Here is a 20,104-nt window from a genome sequence, read left to right on the forward strand (position 1 = left end):
CCCCGGGACCGCCCCCGGGGGGGGTCCCGCGGGGGGCGGGGTGTTGGGGGGCGCGGACAAGGGCCCGCCGCCGGGCGGGGCGCGGCCCTCGGGGCCGCGCACCGCCTATGCCGCGATCAGGCGGGGACGATGTTCTCCGCCTGCAGGCCCTTCTGGCCCTGCGTGATGTCGAAGGACACCTTCTGGCCCTCCTGGAGCTCACGGAAGCCCTGGGCCGCGATGTTGGAGTAGTGGGCGAAGACGTCGGCGCCGCCGCCGTCCTGCTCGATGAAGCCGAAGCCCTTTTCCGCGTTGAACCACTTGACGGTGCCGGTGGCCATGGTCGTCTCCTTCAGGGTGTGCCCCGTCCGCACACCGTGCGCGGGCGGGGACGCCGCGATGGCCCATCCGGAAGATCCAGAAAAAACAAAAGTGCGCCTGAGGTCACTTCCAACAGGCGCACGCACATGTCTATGGGAACCGCAACTGCCTCTACTGTACCACAGGATTTCGGGCGGCCGATCGGGGCGGTGTCCAGCACGATAATTTACCAGCCGGTCTGCGAGAAGCCTTCAGGGAACCGCCCGGTACGCGCATAATGAGGTAATGAAACCCACCGGTCCCGCCCGACGGCGACACCTGCCCACCAGCCCCTTCGCGCCTCCGCCCGCCGCTCCGCCGGCCAAGGAGTTCACCCTCGACGACCAGGTCACGCACGACAAGTACGGGCTCGGGCGCGTCCTGGAGGTCGAGCCGGGCAACGCCGTCCTGGTCGACTTCGGGACGCGGAAAGTAAAGATCCTCTCGCCGTTCACGAAGCTTTTCCGGCTCTAGGAACACCGCCGGGGCCCCGGCGCGGCACGGCCCGAAACCACGGGGCGGGCGGCCGCCGGCCGGGCCCGGACAGGCCCGCGGAGGCCGTTCCCCAGGCGGCGAAGGCGCCGCCGGGGCGGACTCAGCCGGACGACTGAGGTCGGAGGGTCGGCTCGGCGACTCCGGGCGGGGCGCCAGGGAGGCGCGCCCCCGCCACCTCGATCAGCCGGGCGGCCATGTCGGAGAACAGGAGCATCTGGCGCGCGGTCGCCGGGCTGAAGGGCTCCGCACCGACCCGTCCGAGGACCGCGAGCACTCCCCGTGTGGCCTCCCCCGTCTCCAGCGGCAGGATCAGGATGGGACCGGCCGGAAGGCCGGTGAGCGTCTGATCGGCGGCGATCCGCGCGGACACGGCCCGGCGGGACGTGAACGCCCGGCCGAGCATCGACCGGCCCCGCCGCACCGTCAACCCGCGGATCCGTTCGCCGCCGGGGCCGTCCGCGACCTCGACCCGCAGCGTGTTGCCGTCCTCGCCCGGAAGGGCGACGAACGCCAGCGGCACGCGCGCCAGTTCCCGGGCGTGCGCCGCCACGAGGGCCAGCATGCCCGGCACGCCGGTTCCTCCGAGGACCACCGCGCTCATCAGCTCGAACGTGGCCGCGAGGCGCCGGCGGTCCGTCTCGCTCGGTGCGGCGCCGGCGGCGCCCCACCCGATCGATCCCGGGTCGCCCGTCATGTCGTCATCCCGTCCGCCCACTCCGCCCGGGCCGGGCCGCGCGTTCAGGCCGCGGCCGATCGAAGGCGCGCGGCATCGACGGTGGGGCGGACGGCGAAGACCCGGGACAGGCCGCTGACCCGCAGGAGCCTGGCCATGTGCGGGCGGGGTGCGGCCAGGACGATCGCGACGCCCTCCGGTTCCGTGAGGCGGCGGGCGCCGGTGAGCAGAGCCAGCCCGGCGGCGTCGCAGAACGTCACCTCGGACAGGTCGATGACCACGTGGGGACCCGCGTCCCGCAGTGCGGTCTCCAGGGGCTCGCGCAGGGACGGCGCGGAGGAGACGTCGAGATCGCCGGTGATGGTGATGACGGTGTGTTCCGCGAGCGTCTCGCGGCGCAGCCCGGCCTCGGGGAAGGCGGTGCCTGCGGTATGCATCTGGGGCTCCGATCAGGAGTGTGCGTGTGGCCGGGACCTCTCAGAGCCCCGCGGTCGCTGCACCGCGGCCCGGCCGGGCGGCGGATCCGGCGCCGAGAACAGGCGTCCGTGTTCGAGAGGGACGGTGGAGCGGCGTCATGCGCGCCGGCCTGTCTGGCCTCGGGGAGACCGATCCTCGGAACCAGGGGGACGCCGGCTTGGCCGCCCGCATCGGGAACCTCTGGCTCACCCAGAGTCTACGCCCTCCGGCCCGAGGCACGCCGGAGTCCGCCGTCCACCCGGCCCCCGGGGCGGCACGAGCGAACGGCACCGCGCTGACCAGCGCCGACGCCGGTGAGCCGCGCCCGAGCGCCTGGACGAGCGCGCAGAGCGCACGAGTAGGCGAGACAGGGCGGACGGGCAGGGGAGACAGGGCGTACGGGGCCCTCGATCCGGGCAGGGGACGCACATGAGCGAAGTGTGGATCTCCGCCGCCGACGGTGACGACCTGATCCGTGCCGACGCGATCGTGATCCTCCGCATGGACAGGACGGGCCGGCTGACCGTGCAGCTCCGCGACGAGGCGAAGGTCAGCGTGACGCTCCTGGAGGGCTCGCCGGGCGGCGCCCGCCCGCCAGCGGACTTCCACCGCCAGTTGATCCGGCTGATCGCCGAACTCGCGGACTCCAGCGGTACGCAACTGGTCCGCGCGCGGCACGAGAACGGCGCGTGGCGCTGGACGAGCGAGAGCCTGTAGCCCCCCGACGCGAACCAGCCGGGGGGAGCGGCCAGTGGAGAGAAAGAAGAGATGTGATCTACGAAACTCTGTAGTGGCCGGAGTAGATTTTCGAGCGGAGTCCGGGTAGTGTTCCTTCCATCGAAGAGAGACGGGTCCATGAGAAGCGGCAGAGGACGAACTGCCGGAACGTATGGATGACACCGGCCGGGCGTGCCGGGGCCAACGCAGTGGAAGGGGCCTCGGCAGCCGGTCGGACCGGTGGCGGACGAGCCGCCGGCAGCAGTGGAGAACAGCAAGAACGCAGTACCGCAACACAACGAAGTACCGGAACACGCAGTACAGGTAGTACACGCAGTACAGGTAGTGATGTCGAGGAAAGGAGGGATCGGCGCCATCGGGATCGCCCGCAGCAGGCTCCAGTCACGCCGCGCGGGTACCGCAGTTCCCCGGATTGGACGGTGGTCTACGGTCACGCATACGCGATCCCCGCGTCCCCGCCTGTTGCGCGGCCGACGCGGAAGACCGGCTCATCAAGGCCGGTAGATGGTGTTGTACCTCTGGGCCCCGGCGCCGCAGTCTGGCGTCGGGGCCCCTTGCCGTCGCCGCCTTCCGATCTCTCGGCAGTACGGAAGGTTTTGTGAAAGCACCCCACATGGCTCAGGCCGGCGACCGACCCGGCCAACCCGACGACTCCGCGGGGCTCGAAGACAAGTTCGACGACGAGGACTACCCCGCCTACAGCATGGGCCGCGCCGCCGAGATGCTGGGCGTGACCCCGGCGTTCCTCCGCAGCCTCGACACCGCCCGGTTGATCGTCCCGCAACGCTCGTCCGGCGGGCACCGCCGCTACTCCCGCTACCAGCTGCGCCTGGCGCAGCGCGCCCGCGACCTGATCGACCAGGGCACCCCCCTGGAGGCGGCCTGCCGCATCATCATCCTGGAAGACCAGCTCGCCGAGGCCCAGCGCATCAACGCCCAGCTGCGGGAGGGCCTGCCCGGGGACGGGACGCCGCACCCGCCGGCCTAGGCGTCCGGAAGGGGCGTCAGGGGAGGCGGGTGAAGCGGTGGGCGGCGTGAAGGAGGGCCGCGGTCGTCAGGGCGGCCATCAGGGCGCATTCGAGGGGGAGCGGCGGGTGCCAGGAGCCCAGCGCCAGCGGCCGGAACAGGTGGTGCGGGGCGTCCGGCAGGTAGGCGGCGATGGTGCGGCGCATCACGTCGACGGCGTAGGTGAGCGGGTTCGCCAGCGCCAGGCCCTTCATCCAGACGGGCATCGCGCTCAGCGGGAAGAACGCGCCGGACAGGAACACCATCGGGGCCATGATCACGGTCATGACGGTGCCGAAGGTCTGCGGTCGGCGGAGGATGGTCGACAGCAGGACGCTCAGGACGGTCATGGCCAGCGAGACCAGGACCAGTTCGCCCAGCAGGAGGGCGATCAGGACGCCGTTGAGCGGGACGCCGACCGGGGCGGCGGTGGCGAGGAGGACGGCGGCCTGGCAGGTGGCCACCGTGGTCCCTCCCAGGCACTTGCCGATCAGGAGTGACGCGCGGCTGACCGGGCCCGCGAGCATCTCGCGCAGGAAGCCGCCCTGCCGGTCCCACATGATCGAGGTGCCGGTGGCGAGCGCGGGCCCCTGGGCGGCCGTCACCAGCGCGCCCGAGAAGAGGAAGAGCTGGTAGGCGTCGCCGCTCGGGCCGGGCATCAGGTTCGACAGGCCGGTGCCGAGGACGAACAGGAAGATCAGCGGCTGGACCAGGGAGATGGCGGCTCCGACGCGGTCGCGCCGGAAGTGCAGCATCTCGCGCCGCCACACCATCCCCATGGCGCGCAGCTCGGCGCGGAGCCCGCCCCTGCCCGGCTCGGACGCCGACGGGACCCGCATCGGGCGGGCGGACGGCTCCGGCGGGGCCTCGTCGCGGATCCGGTGCCCGGTGTGGTGCAGGAAGACGTCGTCCAGGCTGGGCGGGGTGACCCGCGCCTCGTACACGGGGACGTCGAGCTCGGTGAGCAGGCGCGGCAGCACCCGGGCGCCGTCGGGGACCTGGAGGCGCAGCCCGTGGCGGTCGCGGGTCGCGTCCAGGCCGAGGCGCTCGGCGATCAGCGCCGCCGCGGCCGCGTCGTCGCCGGTGCGCAGCTGCACCCGGTCGGCGCCCAGCACCGACTTCAGCTCGGCGGGGCTGCCCTGCGCGACGATCCGGCCCGCGTCGATGATCGCGATGCGGTCGCACTGCTCGGCCTCTTCGAGGTGGTGGGTCGTCAGGAAGAGGGTGACGGACTCGGTCTCGCACACGTGCCGCAGGTGGCGCCAGACCTGGGCGCGGGCGTTCGGGTCCAGCCCGATCGTCGGCTCGTCCAGGAAGAGGATCTGCGGGCGGTGCAGCAGCGCACGGGCGATCTCCAGGCGGCGGCGCATGCCGCCGGAGAAGGTGCGCACGGCGCGGTCGCGGCAGTCGGTCAGCCCGACCAGGGCGAGCGTCTCCTCGACCCGCGCCGCCACCTGGCCGGTCGGGACGTTGTACAGGTCGGCGTGGAACCGCAGGTTCTCGGCCGCGGTCAGCTGGACGTCCAGGGTCGACTCCTGGAAGATCAGCCCGATCCGGCGGCGCGCCGCGGCGGCGTCGGTCCGCGTGTCGTGGCCGGCGATCTCGATCCGGCCGGACGTGGGCACCGCCAGCGTGCACAGCATCGCGATCGTGGTGGTCTTGCCCGCCCCGTTGGGCCCGAGGAATCCGAAGCTCTCGCCGGGAGGGATCGTCAGGTCGAGCCCGGCCACCGCCTCGACGCCGGGGTACCGCTTGCGCAGCCCGACCGCCCTGATCGCGGGCGTCGCCGCGGCGGGTGCGGCCGCGCCGGGCGCGGCGGTGGCGGGACGCGCCGTCACGACCGGCCCGCGATGGCGTCGAGCCAGGTGTCGGGGACGTGGCAGCCGAAGCTCCAACGGTGCCGGGGCGTCGGGTTGACGATGCAGTGCCAGAACAGCCGCTCCGGGTCCTGCTCCACCTTGAAGAACCGCGCCAGCCGGGGACGTTCCCGCAGGGTGACCAGCTCGCCGGTCTCCGGGTGCTGGTAGCGGAAGAACGAGGTGTGCTCGGCGTCGGGGAAGTGCTCGTCGAAGTCGATCAGGTACATGCGCCAGCCCGGCTGGTCCTCGTTGGTGTGCCACAGCCGGTAGCCGGACGGTGGGTACCACAGGTTGCCGGACAGCCGGACCTCGCCGCCGAACACCTTCTCCAGCGCGTCCACGAGCCGGATCTTGGCCGCGTAGTAGGCCTCGTAGTCCGCGTGGTCGGTGTGGGAGTCCAGGTTGACGAGGTGGAAGTCGCGCCTGCGCCGGGTGTCCAGCGCGGCGCGCCACCGCCGGTACTCCGGGCTGTTCGGGGCCAGGGACGTGGAGCGCAGGTCGTCCGCGCTGAACTCGGCGTCGAACTCCGCGAGGTCGACCGTGGACGGTTTGATCTTCAGCGCGGGCAGCACGTCGAGCACGGCGTCGAACCCGGGAAGGTCGGCCATGTCGTACTCGTAGTGGTAGAACGCGGTCATCTCGGTCGCGGCGGGCGCTGCCGCGGCGGGGTTCGGACCGGTAGCCTTGCCGGCCGTCTTCTCGGACGCCGCCTCGGGCGCGGCCTCGGAGAAGTCCGGTGAGGACGACGCGGCCGCGAGGTCCCGGGCGTCGAACAGGTAGCCGTGCGCCCGGCCGAGGCGGATCATCTCCGCGACCGCGGTCATGGCCTTCATCTGCTGCCTGATCCCGGTGTCGTGGACGGCGAACCGCAGGAAGGCCGCGCAGGATTCGACGGACATAGGTCAGTTCACTCCTCAGATCGACGCGGGCGGGGGGTCCAGCAGGAGCGCCGAGGGGACCCGCTCCGGATGGGCCAGCCGCAGGAAGTGCATTCCGAACCCGGACATGCCGAGCATCAGCCCGGGGAAGAACCCGGTGGCGGACGAGGGCGGGGCGTCCTCCAGGTTGCGCCACTGCGCCTGCACCTGGACGTTGGCCTCCAGGCGGAACGCGGGCTCGTCCGCCAGCAGGGCGAACCGCAGGAACAGCTCGGCGTTGCCGGACCGGCCATGGCACAGCGAGTCGTTCATCAGGCGGGGGAAGTTGCGCATCGTCGCCGTCAGCGCGCTCCTCGCCTCGGTGAGCACCGCGTCGTCGTCCTTGCCGAGCGCCGCCCAGCTCTGGATGCGGCTCAGTCCGATGCCCGCCGCGCCGTTGCACCAGGCGTTGGCGTAGTGGCGCCCCTCCCAGAGCATTCCGCCGGGGAACTCGCGCAGGTCGTACCAGTCCTGCGCGCTCTGGTCGAAGTGGAGGGCCTCGTAGGCGAAGGCCCGCCGCCCCGCCGAGACGTACTCGGCCCGGTCGGTGAGCCGGCCCAGCGTGATCAGCGCCCAGCCGACGCCGCCGGCGCCGTGGGACAGCCCGGTCAGGTTGGCCCCGGCGGCGCCGAGGTCGGAGCCGGGCCAGGACAGGGTGTCGCCCTCGGCCTCCGCGCGGCACAGCAGATGCGCGGCGCAGTGGTGCGCCTGCTCCAGGCCCCGTCCGTCCGCCGCGCCGGCCAGGCCGATCAGCACCGGGATGAGCCCGGCCGCGCCGTGGAAGACGTCCAGGTGGCGGTCCCCGTCGATGCGTCCGGCGAGCTCGTCGCTCAGTTCGAGGGCGTGCTCGAGCAGGGGGCGCTCGCCCCACAGGCGGTACAGGTGCGTGAGGACGTAGATCATGCCGCCGAGCCCGGTGAAGGCCCCGATGCGCCGCCGCTCCCAGGTGGCGACGGCGTGGTCGAGCGCCCGCCGCGCCGCCGCGCGGAACTCGGGACGCGGGTCGAGGGCGTCGAGGTAGGCGAGGAACAGGGCGATGCCTCCCGAGCCGTTGTAGAGGTCGCCCTCGATGTCGACCTCGTCCCGCCCGTCCGGAGTGATCACGAAGGACGTCCAGGGGGCGGGCGCGCCCGGCTCGCGGAGCATCGCGCAGAGCCGCTCCCCGAGCGCGGCCGCGCGCCCGACGCACGTCTCGGCGAAGTCGGCGCTGGTGACGTCGCCGCCGGACAGCCCGGCGGCGATGTACTGGCGCTGCTGGGCGCGGTTCCGCGCGGACAGGCCCCTGATCCGCGAAGCGGCGTGGTCGAGCGGGCTCGTCTCCAGATCCGCGCCGACCGCGGACGCATGGTCGTGGACGAGCCCGGTGCTCCCCGCCTCGACGCTGAACAGCGGGACGTCCCGGCGCCACATCGACGCGACCTCCCAGTCGGGGAGGGCCGCGTCCTGGTCCCACTTGCGCGGGAAGGTGCGAACGGTCTCGATCAGCAGGTCGGCCTCCAGCGGCTCCAGCAGGCAGCGGGGGTGCAGGGCGGCCGCGAGCAGCTGGGAGTAGACCTGGGTGCTCCAGTTGACGAAGCGCACGCCCGAGCCGGAGAACAGCTCGCGGACGCAGGCGGTCGCCTCGTCGGGCCGCCGCCGGAACCACTCGTAGACCCGGTCGAACCCGGACCCGATGGCGTCGACGAAATCCTCGGCGTGCGTCAGCTCGTCTCCGACGAAGATCCGGTTCGCGGCCCCCGGGTCGACGCGCACCCCTTCGCGGTAGCTGACGGACGAGGCGAAGGACACGACGCGGTCGACCTGCGGCACCGGCATCGGCATCTCGTAACCGCCGCCGCCGGTGTACCCGCTGATCCGCATCTCGCCCTCGGGCGACGCGCCGCTCCTCGGCCACTCGATCAGGCCGGTCCTGAAGACCGAGTCCATCAGGGTCCCGGACGGGCGCGGCCACCCCTTGGGCAGCGCCCCGAGCACCGTCTCGCAGTCGCAGATGAAGGCGTGGCCGTCCGCGACGAGGACGTTCTCGAAGTGCAGGTCGCCGCCGCCCAGCACGTAGAAGATCGCCAGGTAGCCGCCGAGTTCGGCGTAGACGCGCTCGGCCTCCTCCCGGGTGGCGACCCGGTTGCGCCCCGGCGGGATCAGCGCCTCGAAGCCGTAGCCGTCCTTCGGGAGCACGGCCCGCTCGGCGTAGTCGAGGACCCCGTCGTCGCGCAGCCGCGCCAGCAGCCCCTGGAACCCGGCCTCGCCCTCAAGGCCGCGGGGCTTGTAGACCACGGACTCGCGCGCGCCGTCCGCGAGCTCGACCTCGACGATCGCGACGCTGCGGCCCCCGGCGTGGTGGTCGGAGCGGCCGAGCCGCGCGGTGCGCACGGCCGCGACGGGACGCCCGAAGAACGCCCCGGACAGCTCGGCGGCGCCGTCGCGAAGCCTGCCGATCATCTGGGCGCCGTGCTCGGCGAGCTGCCCCGTCGTCTGGGCGAGCCAGCGGCCCAGCAGGGGGAACTCCAGGTAGAAGCGGTGGTGGGCGGCGGCGTCGGCGAACGTCTTGTCGAGGTAGGCGAGGTAGTCGTCGCGGGTGGCGTTCGCCGGGTCGATCCCGTGCAGCCGGCAGTGCACCTTCGCGTCGGTCTCCACCGCCCAGGCCAGCGCCAGCTCGAACCGGTCGAGCAGGTAACCCTGGAAGTCGGCCACCAGCCGGGAGTCGACGCGGACCGCGGACGCGCCGGAGTCGATCGCCCGGGTCAGGCGGTGGCCGAGTTCCACCAGGAAGGGCTCGCAGGCGGTGGCGAGCCGGCCGTGGTAGACGTCGTCCGCGCGCCAGTCCGCCGCCGCGAACGCCTCGTCGCCGGGGTCGAATCTCTCCAGCGCCTCCCGGTAGACCGGCAGCCAGCCCTGGTGCAGGTCGGCCAGCATCCGGCCGAGCGGGCTCCCGGGGTCGGTGAGGCCGAGTTCGTGCGCGCGGTAGGCCCGCAGGTTCTCGCGCAGCGACTCCTCGGTGTGCCGCTCCGATCGCGGGCTGGTCTCCGCGCCGAACTTGGCGGCCAGCTTGGCGGCCAGCCGGTCGATCCTCCAGGCGTCGAAGGCCTCCAGCGGCTCCGCGCCGGACGGCGGGCCGAGGGCGGACACGATCCGGATCCGCTCGGACAGGTTCGCGGCCCGGGCCGCGAGGTCCACGGGAAAGGTCGGCTTCACTCGGGCGGGCTCCTCGCCTGGGAAGAAGTTCGGGGTGATGGGCCGATGGCTTCGGCCCATCGGTGCTTCCGCGAGCCCGGCGCTGCGGCCGGGCGCTAACGCCGAGGCGTTACTTGGTGCTTCCGTCGCACGCGAAGGTGAACGGCCCCGAGCTGCACGTGGACGCGCAGGCGTAGGCGTCGACGGCGGCGACGCCCTCGGTCCAGTAGCCCAGCGAGGCGGTGTCCGGCTGCGCGACGGCGGCGGGGACGGCGGTGGCGGGCACCCCGAACCGTCCCGCTCCGGCGAGCAGTTCCGTGCGGATGTCGGCGTCGGCGGCGGCGTGCCGCAGGATCGTGCTGGGTGACATTTCTTCCTCCTGGTGAGTTGCTGTTCACTCGACCGTTCGAGGCGCCAGCCTGATGCCGAGTCGGCGCTCGGCCTCCTGGAGCTCTTCGACGGCGATGTCCATGCTCGGCTTGTCGTTCTGCCAGTCGATCAACTCCCTTTCCTCGGGGGAAATGCCGACCCGAGTCCAGAAGAACTCGAGCCAGGTCTTGGTGGCCTGCGGGTGGAGGTCGCGGATCGGCTCGACACCGTCCGGGAACTCCTCGTTGCGGACGTCGAGCGCGAGCCTGAGCATCTCGCGCGCCTTCCCGTCCGGGGGCAGCACCGAGCACAGGACCATCAGGAACTGGATTTGGCGGACGGTCTCGATGCCCTTGTGCTTCGTCAGGTCGCTGGGCGGCTTCGGGCCAGACCTCACGGCTCACCCTCCTTGCGTTCTCGGCCGCCGGACGCGCAATTCTTCGGTGCCATTCGGGCGGCCCGCGGGACGGACATCAGGAAAACTCTGCGTGCGCATTTCCTTACGCAGAGTGACCATAACAAGGTGGTGCGGGACAGGTCAATGGCGGGAAAGTCGGCCGCGCCGATCCGCCGATACCGGGAGAACGAGCCAATTCGACGGCCGATTAGAGGCTTCTCGCCCGCTATGCGAGTACTCCACCTCACCGCTACGGTCAGGTTTCAGTTCCCCGTGGAAACCCTTCCGCTTCCCGGCCTCCGCCCGCCGGGGAGGTCTCGCGGGCCCGCGCTCCGCCGGCGAGCCGCGGCCCCGGAGGCGGGCGGCGCCTCGCCCGAATGGTGCACGCCGAAGTTGCTCGGATCCGGTGCCTCTCCTCGCTTTCGAGGAAGAAACCCGGTTCGTCCCAGCCGATATCCCGAGTTTCTGGAAAGACCTGGAACGGTCCCTATGAAAACCCTCTGAAAGATCCGGGGAAGGTAGTGGCGCGATCGCCCCCCGGATACGGTCAACCGATCAACAGTTTCCCGAAAGGCTGACCATGCCGGACACTCTGTGGGGCCTGCCCGTCCACCCGCTCATCGTCCATCTAGTGGTCTTCCTTATTCCGTTGACCGTGTTGGCCGCCCTGGCGGTGGCGCTTTGGCCCAAAGCGCGGCGACCGGCGGCCCCCTGGGTTCTCGGCCTGGCCACCGTCGCCCTGACAACGATCCCCCTGGCCACCGAAAGCGGCGAACACCTGGAGGGGCAAGTCCCCCGCTCTTCCCTGGTGGAAGAGCACGCGGAACTGGGAGACACCCTGCTGCCACTGGTGGCCGCGCTCTGGGTGGCGCTCGCCGTCATCGTCGCCATCGGTTTCTACGTCCGGCGGAAGCCGGAACGGCCGCCGAACTGGACCAGAGCGGTGACACTGGTGGCCGTGGTCATCGCGGTCGGCGCGGCAGTCGTCTCGGGCGTTCAGGTGGTCCGGATCGGGCACAGCGGCGCGAAGGCCGTCTGGAGCGATGTGGGCAAGGGTCAGGGCGACTGATACGCCTTGGGCAGCCGCATGCCGCGCTCGGCCATGATCCGGCGGACGCGGTCGGGGTAGTTGGTGATGACGCCGTCCACGCCCATGTCCATGAGGGCCTCGACGGTGGCGGGGTCGTCGCAGGTCCACGGGACGACCTTCAGGCCCCGGGCGTGTGCCCGCGACACCATCGCGCGGTCGGGGTAGAAGCGGAAGCCGGGGTCGCCGACCTGGCCGTTCTGCGGGAACCCGTAGTTGGGCGACAGGGCGGTGACCCCCTTGACGGCGGCGGCCGCCCTCACGAAGTCGCCCCCGTAGTCGTCGACGTCGAGGCCGCCCAGCCAGGGGGAGGCGCCGGGCCGGCCGACCTGGAGGAAGTCGTAGTTCGTCAGCGCCACCAGCGGCCACCTCGGCGCGAGCCGGTGCATGCGCTCCAAGGCGCCCCAGTCGAAGGACTGGATGGTGACCTGCCGCTCGATCCCTGACGCGCGGATCTCCTCGAAGACCCGGCGGACGAACAGCTCGCGCGGCGCGGTCTGGTCCGGCGCTCCCGCCTCGACCTTGGTCTCGATGTTGAGCTTGACCTGCTTGGCGCGGTAGCGCTTGACCAGGTCCAGCACGTCCCTGAGCTCGACCATGCGGAAGCCGTGGACGACCTCCTGCTCGGGGAAGCCGGGCAACTGCTGGTACCCGCAGTCCATCGTCTTGATCTGGGCCAGTGTCAGGTCCTTGACGTACTTGCCGACGTAGGGGTACATCGGGTCGCCGGGCGTGACCGGAGCGGTGTCGCGGCATTTCTGGGCGCTGATCTGCCGGTCGTGGTTGACGACGACCTTCTGGTCCTTGGTGACGTGGGTGTCGAGCTCCAGGGTGCTGACGCCCAGGCGCATCGCCTTGCCGAATCCTTCCAGCGACTCCTCGGTCGTCATGCCGATGCCGCCGCGGTGGGCCTGCAGGTCGAACCGGGTCTTCTGAGGTAGTACCCCGGGGCCTCCGGCGGTCGCCGCGCGGGCGGGCGCCGGCGCGGCGACCGCGGACGCAAGGGCCAGACTCGTCAGGACAAGGCGCACGGACATCGAGACCTCCGCTCCGTCGTGCTCCGATCAACTCCCGCGACGCTAGACCGAGGCCCGGCACCCGTGGTTGACGTGGCGTGATGGCCTCATGAACACGCGAAGGACACGAGCCGGAGACGGGGCCCGACGGGCCTGGCCCCGACGGGCCTGGCCGCCGCGGGAACGAAGCACGGCGGCTCGCTCTCACCCGGGGTCGGTGGGCTCGCCCGTGAAGCGGTGAGTGGTGCCCGCGGTCCAACCGGGGTCGCCTTGGCGGACGAAGCCGCCCCAACGGCGGCGTACCTCGCGGACGAGGCCGGCCGGCGGGTCGCCGGCGAGCATGGGCGCGTCACGCCAGGCGTCCGGGGTGCCGAGGACGAAGGGCAGTTCGATGCAGTGGCACGCGCCGTAGGGGCTGTGCGGCGGGTGCCAGTCGAAGCGGTAGAGCCACGGCGCGGCCCCGTTGCCGGTGAGCGACTCCGCCAGGTGGAGCGCGGGTTCGAGGAACAGCTGGTCGGTGGCGAGGTCGATGGCGATCCGGGCGGCCGTCCGGCCCTCCGGCGCCGCGCGGCCGGGGTCGCCGAACCAGCGGGCGGCGAGCCGCGCGAGCTCGCCGGGACCGAGCGCCGCGACCTGGTCGTCGAGGGCGTAGAACGCCGCCGCCTCGTCGCGCGTGGTCCCCATCAGCAGCTGGACGCCGTCGGCGGCGCGCCGCCCGACCTCCGCCACCGGGTCGGCCGCCACCAGGTCGCCGTCGGCGACGAGCTGGAACGGCGGCACGGCGCTGAGCGGGACGGCGGTGCGGCGGGCCACGGCGCCCTGGGCGGCGAGCAGGTCGGCGACGGGCAGGCCGGCGAGCCGCGCGGCCCGTCCGGGCTCGATGCCGAGCTCCTCCAGCAGGAGGGCGCCGGTCCGTTCGGCAGCGTCCGGCGAAGCGGGGAGCATGCCCGCGGGCGTGCTCTGCAGGATCGCGCGCCCGAACAGCCCGCGGGCCCGACCACCGGACAGCAGCGCCAGGATCGACTGGGCGCCGGCGGACTGGCCGGCCACCGTCACGTTGCCGGGATCACCGCCGAAGGCGGCGACGTTGTCGTGCACCCAGCGCAGCGCGGCGAGCTGGTCGAGCAGTCCCAGGTTCCCCTCGCTCAGCCCGGGCAGCCGCAGGAAGCCGAGCACGCCCAGGCGGTAGTTGAGGGTCACGACCACCAGGTCTTCCTGCGCGGCCAGTTCGGCCCCGCTGTACCAGTCCAGTCCGCCCGAGCCGCTGGTGTAGCCGCCGCCGTGCAGGAAGACGAGAACCGGATGGCCGTCGCCGGGCGGCGCCCAGACGTTCAGCGTCAGGCACTCGTCCTCGGATTGGGGGAACTGGAAGCCGCCCATCACCCGTTCGAGGCGGGACGGGGGCTGCGGGGCGGCCGGACCCGGTGCGGAGGCGTCCCGCACCCCGGGCCAGGGCCGCGCCGGCCCGGGGGCGGCGAAGCGGTCGGCATGGGCGTAGGGAATGCCGCGGAACGCGGTGAGCGGCCCCTCGGGAACCCCGCGCACCCGGCCCGCGGTCGTTTCGACGATCATCGGGCGGTGAAGGTCAGGCCGGCGCCGCCGGCGTCGCGGGCGGAGACGAAGAACCCGCCGCCGACCGTACGGGTGGCGGTCCCGCCGTTCTCGACGAGGGTGCGCGCGGCGGCGAGGTCGTCGACCGCGATGGTCATGGCGGCGGGATAGGACGCGGCCGGGGCGGGCTCCGCGGGCAGTGCGAGCTCCGCGTCCGAGGCGCGGACGAGTTCGAGGCGGCCCTCCTTCATCTCCACCACCGTGAGGTGGGCTCGCCGCACGGGCGAGGTCTGCAGGATGCCGGCGTACCGGGTCACGACCGCGTCGAAGTCGGCGTCGTCGACCACGATCAGCACCGCCTCCAAGGCCCGCGCGCCGTTGGGGTGGCGCATGTAGCGCGGCTGGTGCACGTACTCGCGGGTGAGGTGCTGGGCGATGCCGACGTACCCCTCGGGCGTCGAACGCGGGTCGAGGTGTACGGCGCGGGCGCGCATGGTGCGGGTCCCGTCCTCGGTGTCGACGTCGCGTTCCAGATCCAGGACGCCGGAGGTGCGCAGACCGGCGCCGGTCAGCCGCAGGTTCGCGGCCTCCGCGTCGCCGGTGTCGAAGTTGAGCAGCCGGAACCCCTCGTGCTGGTCGACCATCGCCCTGGTGTGCCAAGGGTCGGGCGCCGAGTCGTCCACGATGCCGAGCAGTTCGATGTAGGCGCCGCCGAAGAGGGCGCACCGGTTGGCCGTGCAGCCGGGCACGGGCGGCTCTCCGGGCCGCTCGTTCAGCAGGTGCCGGGAGCGGGGGCTCAAGGTGAAGCCGAGCGAGATGTAGGTGCGCTCCAGTTCGTCGAGATCGCGGACGACGATGCCGGTGTGGTGGAAACCATGGATGTCGCGGGTCATGCGCCGATGCTGCGGTCTCCGTCCCCGCCACGTCACCGAGGAGCGCCCGGGAGGCCGCGATCCGACACCGCCGTACCCTTTTCTGGTGGATTCGGCCACGCTCGGGCAGCTCGACCTGCAGTTGCTGCATGCGCTCCATCTCGATGGACGTGCCCCGTTCAGCAGGATCGCCGAGGTCCTCGGCGTCTCCGACCGCACGGCCGCCCGCCGCTTCGCGCGGCTGCGCGCCGGCGGCACGGCCCGGGTCACGGCCGTCGTCGACAGCCGCGGCACCGGCCACGCCGAGTGGCTCGTCCGGCTCCGCGTGCCGCCCCCCGACGCCGCCGGCCTGGCCTGGGACCTGGCGCGGCGCCCCGACACCGCCTGGGTGACCGTGCTGTCGAGCGGCACCGAGATCGTCTTCATCGTCCGCACTCCCGCCGGACGCGCCGCCCCGCTGGCGGGGCTGGCCCGCCATCCGCGCATCCTCGGCGTGGAGGCGCATCGGCTGCTGCGCCACCTGATGGAGCACCGCTGGCTCGGCCGGACGTCGGCGCTCACCGGCGAGCAGGTCGCCGCGCTCCGGCCGCCGCCCGGCGGCGCCCGAACCCCGGTCGCCCTGACCGATCTCGACCGCCGGCTGCTGCCCGTCCTGACCGCGGACGGCCGCGCCGCCTATCCGAGACTGGCCGGCCACGTCGGCTGGTCGGAGTCGGCGGTCCGCCGGCGTCTGGGCGAGCTGCGCCGCTCCGGCACGCTCCGCTTCGATGTCGAGGTCGACCCCGCGGCGCTGGGTTTCCCGGCCCAGTGCCTGATCTGGCTGACCGTCGCTCCGTCTCGGCTCGCCGCCACCGCCCGAGCCCTGGCCGCCGACCCCGAAGCGGCCTTCGTCGGCGCCGTCACCGGTGCGCACAACCTGCTGGCCATCGCCGTCTGCCGGGACGAGGACGCCCTCTACAGCTACCTCAGCGACCGGATCGGATCCCTGGACGGCGTCGAACGCGTGGAAACCGCCCCGATCACCTCCTACGCCAAACGCGTCGCCCCGCCCGTCCGGACGCCCCCGGCCGGAAGGAGCCCGCTCGCCGTGCCTTAGTGCCGTCTCCGAGCGGAACCGCGAGGCCCGCCTCCGTGATTTGGATAGGTTTGCCTTTTGCCCGAGACGTGATCGCACGTACCCAGAAAGGTGCGCCCTGTGCAGGAGCAGCCGAGGCGTACACGACTGCCCAGCGGCAGCGAGCCGCTCCGGCCCGGCGACCCGCCGGCCATCGGGGAGTACGAGGTGGTCGGACGGCTGGGCGAGGGCGGCATGGGCGCCGTCTACCTGGCCCGGGACGGCGGCGGGCGGCACGTCGCGATCAAGGTGATCCGCGCGGAGCTGGCGGCCGACGAGGGATTCCGGGCCCGGTTCCGCGACGAGGTGCGCAACGCCCGCCGGGTGGCCTCGTTCTGCACGGCGAAGGTGCTGGACCACGGTGAGGAGGCCGGGCGGCCCTACCTGGTCACCGAGTACGTGGACGGCACCCCGCTGGACGCCTACATCGAGACCGGAGGGGCGCTGCCGGACGGCACCCTGAACGGCGTCGCGGTGGGGGTGGCCGCGGCGCTGACCGCGATCCACGCCGCCGGGCTGATCCACCGTGACCTCAAGCCGCCCAACGTGATCCTGTCGGTGTCGGGTCCACGGGTGATCGACTTCGGTATCGCCAGGGCCGCCGACGCGCCCTCCGGGCACACGCTGGCGGGGTTCGTCGTCGGCACGCCGGGGTGGATGGCGCCCGAGCAGGTGCTGCTCGGCGAGGTGTCCACGGCCGCCGACGTCTTCGCGTGGGGCTGCCTGGTGGCCTTCGCCGGGACCGGACGCCACCCGCACGGCACGGGCACGGTCATGACGATGGCGGCCCGCGCCGAGAACGGCGAGCACGACCTGACCGGCCTGGCCGAGCCGCTGCGAACGCTCGTCGAGCGTGCCCTGAACCCCGACCCGGCGCGACGTCCGGAGGCGCAGGACCTGCTGCTGGAACTGGTCTCCGGCGCGTCGCCCGGGGCTGCCTCGCCCAGCGCGGCACAGGCCGCCGTCGACGCCGCGCTGACCCGGAACTGGCAGGCCGACGCGCTGCCCCCGCCCTGGATCCCGCCGTCCCCGCCGCAGGGCGTGCAGCCCCGGACCCGGGTCTACGAGCCCGCCCCGATGGCCCCGGTTCCGGCGCAGCCGGCACCGATGCCGCCGGGCGCGATGCCGCCGGCACCGATGCCGCCGCCACCCGCGGCGCCGTGGACGCAGCCTCCGGCGGCGGCCCCCGCGCCCCCGAGGCGTCGACGCGGGCGCGGCTGCTCGGGCTGCCTGACCGCCGCCATCGTGGTCATCGGTTTGATGACCGTCGTGGGAGTCGCGGGATACCGCTACTTCCAGCCCGTCGACGGACGGCAGAACACGCCGGCCAGGGACGGCCAGTTCACCTTCGTGGCGTCCCCGACGGCCTGCGGCGTCACCGTGCGCGGCCTCAAGCCCTACACCGGCGGAAAGCTGTGCCGCGTCAAGGTCACCGTCACCAACACCGGGACCAGGACCCGCACGCTTTCCGCGGACCATCAGAAGCTGCTCGACGACGGCGGGACGTCACGCGAGGCGCGGGCGATGCTGCGGAGCGGCACCGCGGACGCGCGCAACGCCTCGTCCGCCGAGGTGCTGGCGCCCGGTGCCAGATTCAACGGCATGCTGATCTTCGAGATCGCCGCCACGGCGCAGCCCGTCTCCGTGGTCTTCCACGACGCCGCTCTGAGCAAGGGCGTGCGCGTTCCCGCCAAGGCCGACTGAGGGGACGGGGTCAGCACCACCCGAGGAAGGCGGGACACAGCGAGCTGACCACGGAGCCGAACTGGCCCGCGTGGCCCTCCGGCCGCCGAACCGGTGCGGCGATTTCCACGGCTTCCGCGCTTGCAAGATCGACGGGACTCCGGACGGTGTCCTGTAAGCGGTGTCGGTGCGGCGATGGCCGGTCCATGGCATCACCGGCGCCGCCGCGGTCCGGCCGTTCGCCGACCGGGCCGCGGAACATCTCTGACCTGTGGAGAAGACCTGTCCTGATGGCCGTCGACATGCGCTCCGAGGAGCCCCTGCCGCGGCGGCGCGGGCGACCGGCTCGGGTCCGGCGCCGCCTCCGTCCGCCCGGCTCGGCCCGGCTCGAAGACCAGTACCCGCATGACGTGAGAGGGCCGAGCCCGCGCAGCGAGGCCCACGGGACGAAGGAGTGGCCGTGAAGCCGCAGAAGAAGGGCGCCGAGATGGCTCGCTCGCGGATCGGCTGGTGGGCCGCGGCCGCCCTGGTCACCGTGCTGCTGCTCGCCACGATGCTGGGCGGGGGGCGGGTCGGCCTCGCCGTCGCCGCCACCGACGGCAGCGCCTGGCTGTGGAGCCGGACGGCGGGCGAGGTGGACCGGGTCAACCCCGACAGCGGCCGGGTGGAGCAGCGCCGCCAGGTGACCGACTCCCGCGGCCACCGGGTGCAGGTGACCCAGAACGACAGGTTCCTGCTCATCCACGACCTCGACACCGGCCGCGTGTCGTCGCTCGACCTCAACGGCCTGGGCTTCTCGGGACGGCTGGACATCGGCACCCGCGGCGATCCGCACCTGGCGATGGGCTCCGACGGAGCCGCGCTGGTCGAGCGCACGACCGGCGCGGTGCGCGCGCTCGACCCGGCCACGCTGCGTCCCGTGGGCCCGGTCCTGCAACTGCCCGGCCCGCTGGTCGGCGGCGAGTTCGACGACGCCGGCCTGCTGTGGGTGGCCGCGCCCCGGCAGGGCACCGTCCTCGCCGTGAAGGTCGCCGGCCAGGGCCCCAGCGTCGTCCGCACGGCCGAGGCGGCCCCGCCCGATCACGATCTGGCGATGACCGTCCTGGACGAGGGCGCCCTCGTGGTCGACCGCGACGGGCGCGGACTGGTGGTCGCGACGGGCGGCGGCACCCGCCGGGTCGCGACGCCGGTGTCGCTCATCGGCGCCATGGTGCCGGCGCGCACCCACGGCGCGCTCGCCGCGGTCACCGTGCCCGCGGCCGGCGCGGTGGTCACGCTGGGCGACGTGCGCAAGGGCGGACCGGTCCGGTCGTTCCCCCTGACCGATCCCGTCCAGGAGCCCGCCGTGCCGTTCGCCGGCAAGGTGTACCTGCCCGTGCGGGAGACCGGGCAGGTGCGGGTCTTCGAACCGGCGGGCCGGCAGACCGGCATGCTGTCGATGCCGGCCGGGCGCGGTGACATGGAGCTGCAGGTCCGCGAGGGCAACCTGTTCGTCAACTCGCCGGGCAGCACGGACGCCCTGGTCGTCGGCGGCGACGGTGTGGCCCGCAAGGTCGGCAAGTACCCGGGCGGGCCGGGGCGCGGCGGAGGCCGCCCGGACAAGCCGGGCGGCGGGGCGAGCAGTCCGCCGCCGGTGCCGGCGCCGCCCGCCGATCCGGTCTTCCCGGACCCGTTCGAGCCGGACCCCCCTTCTGAGGGACCCGAGACGCCACCGTCCACCCCCGGAACGCCGCCTGCGGACCCCCGTACGGAGGCGCCCCGGCCGTCGGCGACGCCCGGCCCGCGCCTTCCGTCGCCTCGGGTGCCCTCGCGGACGCCCACGACGTCGCCCAGCGGGAGCAGGCCGACCACCACGAAGCCGACCACGGCGAGGCCGACCACCCCCAGGCCGACGACGCCGAGGCCGACCACCCCCAGGCCGACGACGCCGAGGCCGACGACGCCAAGGCCGACCACGCCGAGGCCGACGACGCCCAAGCCCACCCCGACCAAGCCGAAGCCGAAGCCCACCCAGACGCGCAACCCGTACACGCCGGCGCAGGTCTGCAACGCGACGGCGGGCGGCAACTACCAGGTCCAGCGGTCGTCGGCGTTCGCGGGCGGACGGATCTACCAGCTCTACAGCGCGTCCACCAAGAAGAACTGCGCGGTCACGATGAAGACCGCGGACATCGGCAAGGCGACCAACGTCTGGGTCCGCCTCCAGAGCCAGAACGGCGGCAAGACCGCCTCCGACAACGGCTCGTTCAAGTACTACGCCGGACCGGTCTTCGTCCTGGCGCCGGGCGACTGCGTCCGGTACTCGGGCGGCGCCTCCGGCGCCAGCGCCTCGGCCGGCTGGGGCAACTGCGGCTAATGAAGG

Annotated in this window: 18 protein-coding genes; 7 read left to right on the forward strand and 11 right to left on the reverse strand. The window is 73.0% G+C overall.

Features of this window, described 5'->3' with window-relative positions; genetic code table 11:
- Nucleotides 1–116: 116 nt before the first annotated feature.
- Nucleotides 117–320 (reverse strand): cold-shock protein, encoded by a 204-nt coding sequence (locus AB0K37_RS14915; protein ID WP_024936225.1) that lies wholly within the window; start codon nt 318–320, stop codon nt 117–119.
- A gap of 265 nt (nt 321–585) precedes the next feature.
- Between AB0K37_RS14915 and AB0K37_RS14920 the strand changes: the two genes are divergently transcribed.
- Nucleotides 586–813 (forward strand): hypothetical protein, encoded by a 228-nt coding sequence (locus tag AB0K37_RS14920; protein WP_345183416.1) that lies wholly within the window; start codon nt 586–588, stop codon nt 811–813.
- Between the two features lie 121 nt (nt 814–934).
- Here the strand turns inward: AB0K37_RS14920 and AB0K37_RS14925 are convergent, their stop codons facing one another.
- Both AB0K37_RS14925 and AB0K37_RS14930 read right to left on the reverse strand, forming a co-directional pair.
- Nucleotides 935–1,528: a GAF domain-containing protein gene (locus tag AB0K37_RS14925; RefSeq protein WP_363980285.1), complete on the reverse strand. Its 594-nt coding sequence runs from the start codon at nt 1,526–1,528 to the stop codon at nt 935–937.
- A 44-nt stretch (nt 1,529–1,572) separates the two neighbouring features.
- Complete coding sequence (locus tag AB0K37_RS14930) at nt 1,573–1,944, reverse strand: STAS domain-containing protein (protein WP_363980288.1); 372 nt, start codon at nt 1,942–1,944, stop codon at nt 1,573–1,575.
- A 448-nt stretch (nt 1,945–2,392) separates the two neighbouring features.
- Here AB0K37_RS14930 and AB0K37_RS14935 point away from each other — a divergent pair, with 448 nt between their 5' ends.
- Both AB0K37_RS14935 and AB0K37_RS14940 read left to right on the forward strand, forming a co-directional pair.
- Nucleotides 2,393–2,680, forward strand: coding sequence for a hypothetical protein (locus AB0K37_RS14935; RefSeq protein ID WP_363980291.1), 288 nt, complete (start codon nt 2,393–2,395; stop codon nt 2,678–2,680).
- Nucleotides 2,681–3,314: 634 nt separating this feature from the next.
- Nucleotides 3,315–3,689, forward strand: coding sequence for a MerR family transcriptional regulator (locus AB0K37_RS14940; RefSeq protein WP_363980294.1), 375 nt, complete (start codon nt 3,315–3,317; stop codon nt 3,687–3,689).
- Nucleotides 3,690–3,705: 16 nt separating this feature from the next.
- On the opposite strand, the gene AB0K37_RS14945 is transcribed toward AB0K37_RS14940, so the two are convergent.
- From AB0K37_RS14945 to AB0K37_RS14965, 5 genes are all read right to left on the reverse strand, one after another.
- Nucleotides 3,706–5,544: an ATP-binding cassette domain-containing protein gene (locus tag AB0K37_RS14945; protein ID WP_363980297.1), complete on the reverse strand. Its 1,839-nt coding sequence runs from the start codon at nt 5,542–5,544 to the stop codon at nt 3,706–3,708.
- Nucleotides 5,541–6,464: a Nif11-like leader peptide family natural product precursor gene (locus tag AB0K37_RS14950; RefSeq protein ID WP_363980298.1), complete on the reverse strand. Its 924-nt coding sequence runs from the start codon at nt 6,462–6,464 to the stop codon at nt 5,541–5,543. The genes AB0K37_RS14945 and AB0K37_RS14950 overlap by 4 nt, the downstream gene beginning before the upstream one ends.
- 15 nt (nt 6,465–6,479) lie before the next feature.
- The gene (locus tag AB0K37_RS14955; RefSeq protein WP_363980301.1) at nt 6,480–9,674 is read right to left on the reverse strand and encodes a type 2 lanthipeptide synthetase LanM family protein; all 3,195 of its coding nucleotides are present in this window, start codon (nt 9,672–9,674) and stop codon (nt 6,480–6,482) included.
- Between the two features lie 109 nt (nt 9,675–9,783).
- Nucleotides 9,784–10,023 carry a cinnamycin family lantibiotic gene (locus AB0K37_RS14960; RefSeq protein WP_363980304.1) on the reverse strand — a complete coding sequence of 80 codons (240 nt, stop codon included), beginning with the start codon at nt 10,021–10,023 and terminating at the stop codon, nt 9,784–9,786.
- A gap of 24 nt (nt 10,024–10,047) precedes the next feature.
- A complete protein-coding gene (locus AB0K37_RS14965) occupies nt 10,048–10,419 on the reverse strand; it encodes a DurN family substrate-assisted peptide maturase (protein ID WP_089310449.1) in 372 nt (123 codons plus the stop codon).
- Between the two features lie 580 nt (nt 10,420–10,999).
- Here AB0K37_RS14965 and AB0K37_RS14970 point away from each other — a divergent pair.
- On the forward strand, nt 11,000–11,488 hold the full coding sequence (locus AB0K37_RS14970; protein WP_363980308.1) for a DUF2231 domain-containing protein: 489 nt from the start codon (nt 11,000–11,002) through the stop codon (nt 11,486–11,488).
- On the opposite strand, the gene AB0K37_RS14975 is transcribed toward AB0K37_RS14970, so the two are convergent.
- From AB0K37_RS14975 to AB0K37_RS14985, 3 genes are all read right to left on the reverse strand, one after another.
- A complete protein-coding gene (locus tag AB0K37_RS14975) occupies nt 11,476–12,543 on the reverse strand; it encodes a glycerophosphodiester phosphodiesterase family protein (protein ID WP_363980311.1) in 1,068 nt (355 codons plus the stop codon). The two genes, AB0K37_RS14970 and AB0K37_RS14975, sit on opposite strands and share 13 nt — an antisense overlap.
- Nucleotides 12,544–12,726: 183 nt before the next feature.
- Nucleotides 12,727–14,094, reverse strand: a complete 1,368-nt coding sequence (locus AB0K37_RS14980) for a carboxylesterase family protein (protein WP_363980314.1) — start codon at nt 14,092–14,094, stop codon at nt 12,727–12,729.
- Complete coding sequence (locus AB0K37_RS14985; protein ID WP_363980317.1) at nt 14,091–14,966, reverse strand: VOC family protein; 876 nt, start codon at nt 14,964–14,966, stop codon at nt 14,091–14,093. Before AB0K37_RS14985 ends, AB0K37_RS14980 begins: the two co-directional genes overlap by 4 nt.
- Before the next feature lie 85 nt (nt 14,967–15,051).
- Between AB0K37_RS14985 and AB0K37_RS14990 the strand changes: the two genes are divergently transcribed.
- From AB0K37_RS14990 to AB0K37_RS15000, 3 genes are all read left to right on the forward strand, one after another.
- On the forward strand, nt 15,052–16,041 hold the full coding sequence (locus AB0K37_RS14990; RefSeq protein ID WP_363980320.1) for an AsnC family transcriptional regulator: 990 nt from the start codon (nt 15,052–15,054) through the stop codon (nt 16,039–16,041).
- A gap of 99 nt (nt 16,042–16,140) precedes the next feature.
- Complete coding sequence (locus AB0K37_RS14995) at nt 16,141–17,763, forward strand: serine/threonine-protein kinase (protein WP_363980323.1); 1,623 nt, start codon at nt 16,141–16,143, stop codon at nt 17,761–17,763.
- 439 nt (nt 17,764–18,202) lie between these two features.
- Nucleotides 18,203–20,098, forward strand: coding sequence for a hypothetical protein (locus tag AB0K37_RS15000; protein ID WP_363980326.1), 1,896 nt, complete (start codon nt 18,203–18,205; stop codon nt 20,096–20,098).
- Nucleotides 20,099–20,104 lie beyond the last annotated feature (6 nt).

The organism is Actinomadura sp. NPDC049753, assembly GCF_040674655.1.
In the GTDB taxonomy this organism is placed as follows: Bacteria; Actinomycetota; Actinomycetes; order Streptosporangiales; family Streptosporangiaceae; genus Spirillospora; species Spirillospora verrucosospora.

What these genes read in the sequence shown, in the direction of transcription:
- AB0K37_RS14920 (WP_345183416.1), top strand. Translation starts at nt 586, where the DNA reads ATGAAACCCACCGGTCCCGCCCGACGGCGACACCTGCCCACCAGCCCC.
- AB0K37_RS14975 (WP_363980311.1), bottom strand. Translation starts at nt 12,543, where the DNA reads ATGTCCGTGCGCCTTGTCCTGACGAGTCTGGCCCTTGCGTCCGCGGTC.
- AB0K37_RS14960 (WP_363980304.1), bottom strand. Translation starts at nt 10,023, where the DNA reads ATGTCACCCAGCACGATCCTGCGGCACGCCGCCGCCGACGCCGACATC.
- AB0K37_RS14950 (WP_363980298.1), bottom strand. Translation starts at nt 6,464, where the DNA reads ATGTCCGTCGAATCCTGCGCGGCCTTCCTGCGGTTCGCCGTCCACGAC.
- AB0K37_RS14985 (WP_363980317.1), bottom strand. Translation starts at nt 14,966, where the DNA reads ATGACCCGCGACATCCATGGTTTCCACCACACCGGCATCGTCGTCCGC.
- AB0K37_RS14940 (WP_363980294.1), top strand. Translation starts at nt 3,315, where the DNA reads ATGGCTCAGGCCGGCGACCGACCCGGCCAACCCGACGACTCCGCGGGG.
- AB0K37_RS14930 (WP_363980288.1), bottom strand. Translation starts at nt 1,944, where the DNA reads ATGCATACCGCAGGCACCGCCTTCCCCGAGGCCGGGCTGCGCCGCGAG.
- AB0K37_RS14935 (WP_363980291.1), top strand. Translation starts at nt 2,393, where the DNA reads ATGAGCGAAGTGTGGATCTCCGCCGCCGACGGTGACGACCTGATCCGT.
- AB0K37_RS14925 (WP_363980285.1), bottom strand. Translation starts at nt 1,528, where the DNA reads ATGACGGGCGACCCGGGATCGATCGGGTGGGGCGCCGCCGGCGCCGCA.
- AB0K37_RS14915 (WP_024936225.1), bottom strand. Translation starts at nt 320, where the DNA reads ATGGCCACCGGCACCGTCAAGTGGTTCAACGCGGAAAAGGGCTTCGGC.
- AB0K37_RS14980 (WP_363980314.1), bottom strand. Translation starts at nt 14,094, where the DNA reads ATGATCGTCGAAACGACCGCGGGCCGGGTGCGCGGGGTTCCCGAGGGG.
- AB0K37_RS14970 (WP_363980308.1), top strand. Translation starts at nt 11,000, where the DNA reads ATGCCGGACACTCTGTGGGGCCTGCCCGTCCACCCGCTCATCGTCCAT.